The organism is Arthrobacter sp. (genome assembly GCF_030540645.1).
GTDB lineage: Bacteria > Actinomycetota > Actinomycetes > Actinomycetales > Micrococcaceae > Specibacter.
The window spans coordinates 19776-25556 of sequence record NZ_JAUNVV010000049.1; the positions used below are offsets into that span (position 1 = coordinate 19776).

The window sequence follows — 5781 nt, forward strand, 5'->3', positions numbered from 1 at the left end:
GAAAGTCACGTGAATATCTTGGCGGCCAGTGTCAACACCTCCCGTGACCGCGTGGCCGTGTCCAAGTTCGCGTTCGAGATGGGCGATCCGAAGTATCTTGACCATGTGCTGAACTCCGTGCGGCGCATTGACGGCGTGTTCGACGTCTACCGCTCCACAGGCTCTCGCCGCCGCGCCTAGTCGGTTCAGGACCCTTCCATCATGTCCTGCAACAGGGCTTGAGCCCTGCGTTTGCCCGGCACATGTGCCGCAGCCGTCAATGCGTGGCTGATGTGTTCGAGAGGACATTGCAACGCGGCGTCGCGACTGATGGCTGTCAAAACGGCCCGAGCAACTGGTAGTGCAGCAGTCCTGGCCACATCCTGTGCTGTGCGCAGTGGGCTGGTGATGGGCACGGAACCAAGCGTCACCACATCCGGGGCGTTCAGGTACACCTGACGGATGCTGCAGCCGCAGAACGGCGGTGTGCAGACACTGTTGCCGTCGTTGTCCACCACCAATGAAAATATCTCGGGCGGGGGAGCGCAGCCATACACCCAGGCCGCTGACAACTGTGCAACAACGGCTCTGTGCGCAAGACTGGCCGGAATGTGGTGGGACACAGCGGCTGCTCTCAGCTCGGGTGTCTCGGCTAGGGTCGCCGGGCGAAAAGTCTTACCGACGACGGGGCACACCACACCGTCAAGAGCCATGGCGCACAACTCGGCCAGGGAAAACGCTGCGCCGGGTGCGATCAGTTGGGCGGCGGCCTTGGAAAGTTCAATCATGGTTCCACACTGCACCTGACCGAGGGCAAGAAGAAGGCCTGCGGGCCGGATTGTGGACAACCCGGCCCGCAGGCCTCAATAACGGTAGCTAAACGTTCGCCTGGTGCTAGGAGAAGTCCGCGGCAGCCTTCTGGATCTGCTCCAGCCACAGCTCGCGTGCTTCAAGCGCCTCTGTGGCCTTGGTGACCTTGCGGGCATCCCCGGCCTTCTTGGCCTTCTCGAGGTCTTCCTTGAGCCCTGCGATGGTGGTTTCCAGCTGGCTCAGCGCACTGCTGGTGCGGGCCTTGGCTTCCGGATCGCTGCGGCGCCAGTTGTCCTCGTCAGCAGCACGCACAGCATCTTCAACCTTGCGCAGGCTGCCCTCAACACGCTGCATGTCGGCGCGGGGAACCTTGCCGGCTTCTTCCCAACGGTCGCGGATGGTCTGCAATGCCTTCTTCGCGGCGTTGAGATCCTTGATGGGCAGCAGCGCCTGGGCTTCGACAATGAGGGCTTCCTTGACGAGCAAGTTGGCACCAAATTCGGCGTCCAAGGCATTGTTGGCAGCCTGCCTGGCCGTGAAAAACTTGTCCTGAGCCCCACGGAAGCGGGCCCACAGGGCGTCGTCATCCTTGCGGCTGGCACGGGGGGAAGCCTTCCACTGGTCCATCAGGTTGCGGTATTCGCCAGCGGCCCAACCCCACTCGGTGGAGGTTGCAAGTTCCTCGGCAGCCTCGATCAAGGCCTCCTTGGCGCTCTTGGCAACGGTGTTGTTGTTGTCGAGCTGGGAGAAGTACGCGCGGCGGTGGCGGTCAAAGACCGTGCGTGCGCTGCGGAAGCGCTTCCACAGCCCTTCCTCCGTGGCACGGCCCAAACGCATGCCTGACTTCTGCGCCTGCTTCCATGACTCGAACAGGTCATTCATGCGTGCGCTGCTGACCTTCCACTGAACGGTCGCGGGATCCGCGGCCGCGAGGCTTTCAGCTTCGGCCACAATGGCTTCACGGGCGGCAAGCTCGACGGCGCGGGCTGCGTCGTGCGCTGCGCGCTCGGTAGCGGCCAGTGCCTTGATGCTCTCTTCAAGGGTGGTGAGACGGGCCAGGGCAGCGTTGACGTCGCCCACGGAAGTCTTTTCGCCCAGCTGCTCGCGAAGGTGCGCCACGCTCTTGTTCATGTCCGTGGTGGGGGCCTTGGCCTCAACGCGCTGTTCAAGCAGAGTCAGCTGGGCAAGGATGTCATCGAATTTGCGGGCAAAGTAGGCCAGCGCCTCATCCTTGCTCGCGCCCGGGTACTGGCCCACGGGGAACTCTTCGCCATCAAGGAGCAAGAACACGTGTCCGTCTTCCTCGGCACGGCCAAACTTGGCAGCTTCTGCCATGTTCACTGCAGTGGTCGCCGCCGGCGCAGGAGCAGCCGGAACGGGAGCCGCAGGGGAGGCAGTGGCAGGTATGGCAGATGCTGCTGGAGCTGGGACAGGTGCCGCAGGAGCCTTGGGCCGAGCCGCAAAAGCGGCAGGGGAGGGTGAAGCCGGTGAGGGCGCTGGGACGGGAGGCTGCACCGGGGCGGCGCTTTCCGCCGTCGTGCCCTCAGGGGCGGCAATGGCCGGCTCTGTGGAAGAGGCAAGTGTTTCGTCGGATTCTTGACTGTGTGTCACCGCTAAAAATCTTTCGCGTAGATGGATGCTGGCAGGTGGTGCAAAGTAGATCTGGCCAGGATCGCTGTGGTGCTGTTCCTTGCTGGACACGGTTGTGACCAGCTGCGGAAAAGCCTGTTGAACTCTAGTTGAGCTTGAACGAGTCTATCGTCACCTTGGTGTTGGGTGCACCGTCGGTGGCGCCGCCTTCGATCCCATCCTTGGCAATGGCGCTCACCTCGTCAAGGCCGCTGGTGACCTTTCCCACGATGGTGTAGCCGCCGGTGTCCTGAGGAAGGACCGTGTCCTTGAACGTGATGAAGAACTGGGTTCCGTTGCTGTAGGTGGTGTTTGCGCGGGCCACGGCGATGGTCCCGGCCGGGTACTTGCCGTCGGCCGGGGTGTTTTCGACAGGGCCCCACTGATAGTTGGGATCGCCCTGGCCGTCGCCCTTGAGCGAGCCGCATTGCAACACGCCGAAGTCGGGCGCGTCGGCCAGGCGGTGGCACGTTTTGCCGTCCATGAAGTTGCTGTCCGCGAGCGACTTGAACACGGCAGCGGCCTGCGGGGCCTTGGTGCCGTCCAATGTGACATCCAGGGCCTTGCCATTGAGCGTCAAGACGCCGGTGAACGTCTTGCCCTTGGCCGTGTCGGCATTGGGGACACCGGGGCTGTTGCTTTCCGCCGGAGCAGCAGAAGCGTCGGGGGCTGCAGTAGCAGCCGAAGCCTCTGGAGCCGCGGAGACTGTGGCGGATGCTTCCGGGGCGGAGACGGCAGTGTTGTCCCCCTTGGGTTGAAACGCGGTCAACGCCAGCACAATGGCCACGGCCAGCGCGGCACCGATCGCAATGAACGCAATCAGGTTGTCGCGTTTGCGCCGCTGGACCTGCTTTTCATGCAATGCCTGGTTGGCCTGCATGCGTGCGACGCGTGCCTTTGCTTCGCGGCCGGACTTGTTGCTGTTGCCCAAGGGTGCCTCTCCTTCAAATTGAGCGGTATGTTCACCCATCGCAGCCGTGCCTGGGCGCGGTGGGTTGGGGGTGGGCCGCCAAAGCTATAAAATGGCAGCCGGTGCCAGTTTACCCATGGAACGCCCGCACATCGGCGAGCATGACCAGGGGGACCCGGCACCGTGACGTTTACCCGCCCCGCCGCGCCCCGTCCTTCATGAGGGTTCCGGCGCATGTTAGGAGAGCAACACCCATGGCACGCAACGCCTCCTTGTCCGGTTTCCCCGAGTGGCTTCCCCAGGAGCGGCTGGTGGAACAACATGTGCTGGACACGCTGCGACGCACCTTTGAACTCCACGGGTTCTCCTCCATTGAGACCCGGGCGGTGGAAACCGTTGGCCAGCTCCTGCGCAAGGGTGAGATCGACAAAGAGGTGTACGCGCTTTCGCGCCTCCAGGACGACGACGGAAACGCCGCCTCCGCAGCCAAGGATGACCCCAACCAGCTGGCCCTGCACTTCGACTTGACGGTTCCCTTTGCCCGTTACGTGGTCGAAAACGCCGGCTACCTTTCCTTCCCTTTCCGCCGCTACCAGATTCAGAAGGTCTGGCGTGGCGAGCGTCCGCAGGAGGGCCGTGCCCGCGAGTTCACCCAGGCAGACATTGACGTGGTGGCCGACGGCGAACTGCCGTTCCGCTATGACGTGGAACTTGCGCTGGTCATCGCCGAGGCGCTGTCCGCACTGCCCATCCCCGCCTTCAAGCTGCGCATCAACAACCGTAAGCTGGCCGAGGGCTTCTACCGAGGCATCGGCCTCAGTGACACGGCCGGGGTGCTGCGCAGCATTGACAAGCTGGAAAAGATCGGCGCGGCCGCCGTGGCCGGACTACTCAAGTCCGAGCTCGGGGCCACCGACGAACAGGCTGAAAAGGCGCTGGCCCTGGCCTCCATCCGCACCGAGGACACCTCCTTCGTGGAGCAGGTGCGCGCCCTGGGCGTCACCGACGAGCTCATGGAGGAGGGCCTGAACGAACTTGAGCAGGTCATCGCCGCCGCAGTGAAAAGTGCCCCCGGCTCCGTGGTGGCGGACCTGTCCATTGCCCGCGGGCTGGACTACTACACGGGGACCGTCTACGAAACGGTGCTGGTGGGCCACGAGCAGCTTGGTTCCATCTGCTCCGGCGGCCGCTACGACGCACTGGCCTCCAAGGGCAACCGCAAGTTCCCCGGCGTGGGACTTTCCATCGGTGTCACCCGCCTTGTCTCACGCATTCTGAGCCAGGAATTCGCCACGGCCTCCCGCAGCGTCCCCACCGCCGTGCTGGTCACGCTGGCCGACGAGGACAGCTGGAGCGCCGCACAGGACGTTGCCCGCACGTTGCGTGCCCGCGGCATCTCCACCGAGGTGGCCGCCAAGGCCGATAAGTTTGGCAAGCAGATCAAGTACGCCGACAAACGCGGCATCCCCTACGTCTGGTTCACCGACGACGACGGCGCCCACCAGGTCAAGGACATCCGCTCCGGCGAGCAGGTTGAAGCGGATCCAGCCAGCTGGATGCCGCCGGCCGCAGACCTGAAGCCAACCATCGTCGTCGCGTAGGCGGGGCCGTGGACCGGAGTTTCCTCAGGGATCCGCCGGATTCAGCGACCCTTTGATTCACCGCTAAACTTGTTGACAACTGACCTTTTTGGCCCCTGTACGTGGGCCGTCCACCACCATTGAAAGGAATGCTGTGCTGCGCACACATGACCTGGGCTCCTTGCGGGCTGAACATATTGGCCAAACCGTCACCCTTGCGGGGTGGGTAGCCCGCCGACGCGACCATGGCGGTGTTGCGTTCCTTGACCTGCGTGATGCTTCCGGCGTGGCACAGATCGTGGTGCGTGAAGAGGATGTGTTCCACGCCCTGCGCAACGAGTTCGTGCTGCAGATCACGGGCACCGTCTCACGCCGCCCCGAAGGCAACGAAAACCCGGGCCTCGCCACGGGTGAGATCGAAGTGATGGCCGATGACGTCGTCGTGCTTAATGAGGCCGCACCGCTGCCGTTCCAGGTCGATGACCATGTGGAGGTGGGTGAGGAAGCCCGGCTGAAGCACCGCTACCTCGACCTGCGCCGCCCCGGCATGCAGCGGAACCTGCGCCTGCGTTCGGAAGCGAACCGTGTGGCACGCGAGCTGCTGCACGAGCAGGGCTACACCGAGATTGAGACGCCGACGCTGACGCGTTCCACCCCTGAAGGTGCCCGCGACTTCGTGGTGCCGGCACGTCTGGCCCCCGGCTCCTGGTACGCGCTGCCGCAGTCCCCGCAGCTCTTCAAGCAGCTGCTGCAGGTGGGTGGCTTTGAGAAGTACTACCAGATTGCCCGCTGCTACCGTGATGAGGACTTCCGCGCCGACCGCCAGCCCGAGTTCACGCAGCTGGACATTGAGGCGTCGTTCGTTGACCAGGA

At 63.9% G+C, this 5781-nt stretch carries 6 protein-coding genes; 3 read left to right on the top strand and 3 right to left on the bottom strand.

Translation table 11 applies throughout. From position 1 onward, the window contains the following. A partial coding sequence (locus Q4P21_RS10345; protein ID WP_303388693.1) for an ACT domain-containing protein occupies window positions 1-180 on the top strand: 180 nt, incomplete at its 5' end. Between the two features lie 5 nt (window positions 181-185). Here Q4P21_RS10345 and Q4P21_RS10350 read toward each other — a convergent pair. The 3 genes from Q4P21_RS10350 to Q4P21_RS10360 form a co-directional block, all read right to left on the bottom strand. Next, the gene (locus Q4P21_RS10350; protein ID WP_303388694.1) at window positions 186-767 is read right to left on the bottom strand and encodes a hypothetical protein; all 582 of its coding nucleotides are present in this window, start codon (window positions 765-767) and stop codon (window positions 186-188) included. Between the two features lie 106 nt (window positions 768-873). Continuing rightward, window positions 874-2400 (bottom strand): DUF349 domain-containing protein, encoded by a 1527-nt coding sequence (locus tag Q4P21_RS10355; protein WP_303388695.1) that lies wholly within the window; start codon window positions 2398-2400, stop codon window positions 874-876. Window positions 2401-2524: 124 nt separating this feature from the next. After that, a complete protein-coding gene (locus Q4P21_RS10360; protein ID WP_303388696.1) occupies window positions 2525-3349 on the bottom strand; it encodes a peptidylprolyl isomerase in 825 nt (274 codons plus the stop codon). Window positions 3350-3582: 233 nt separating this feature from the next. Here Q4P21_RS10360 and hisS point away from each other — a divergent pair, with 233 nt between their 5' ends. Next, on the top strand, window positions 3583-4929 hold the full coding sequence (gene hisS / locus Q4P21_RS10365) for a histidine--tRNA ligase (RefSeq protein ID WP_303388697.1): 1347 nt from the start codon (window positions 3583-3585) through the stop codon (window positions 4927-4929). A 133-nt stretch (window positions 4930-5062) separates the two neighbouring features. Further along, window positions 5063-5781, top strand: a 719-nt coding sequence (locus Q4P21_RS10370; protein ID WP_303388698.1) for an amino acid--tRNA ligase-related protein, incomplete at its 3' end; no start/stop codon positions are given.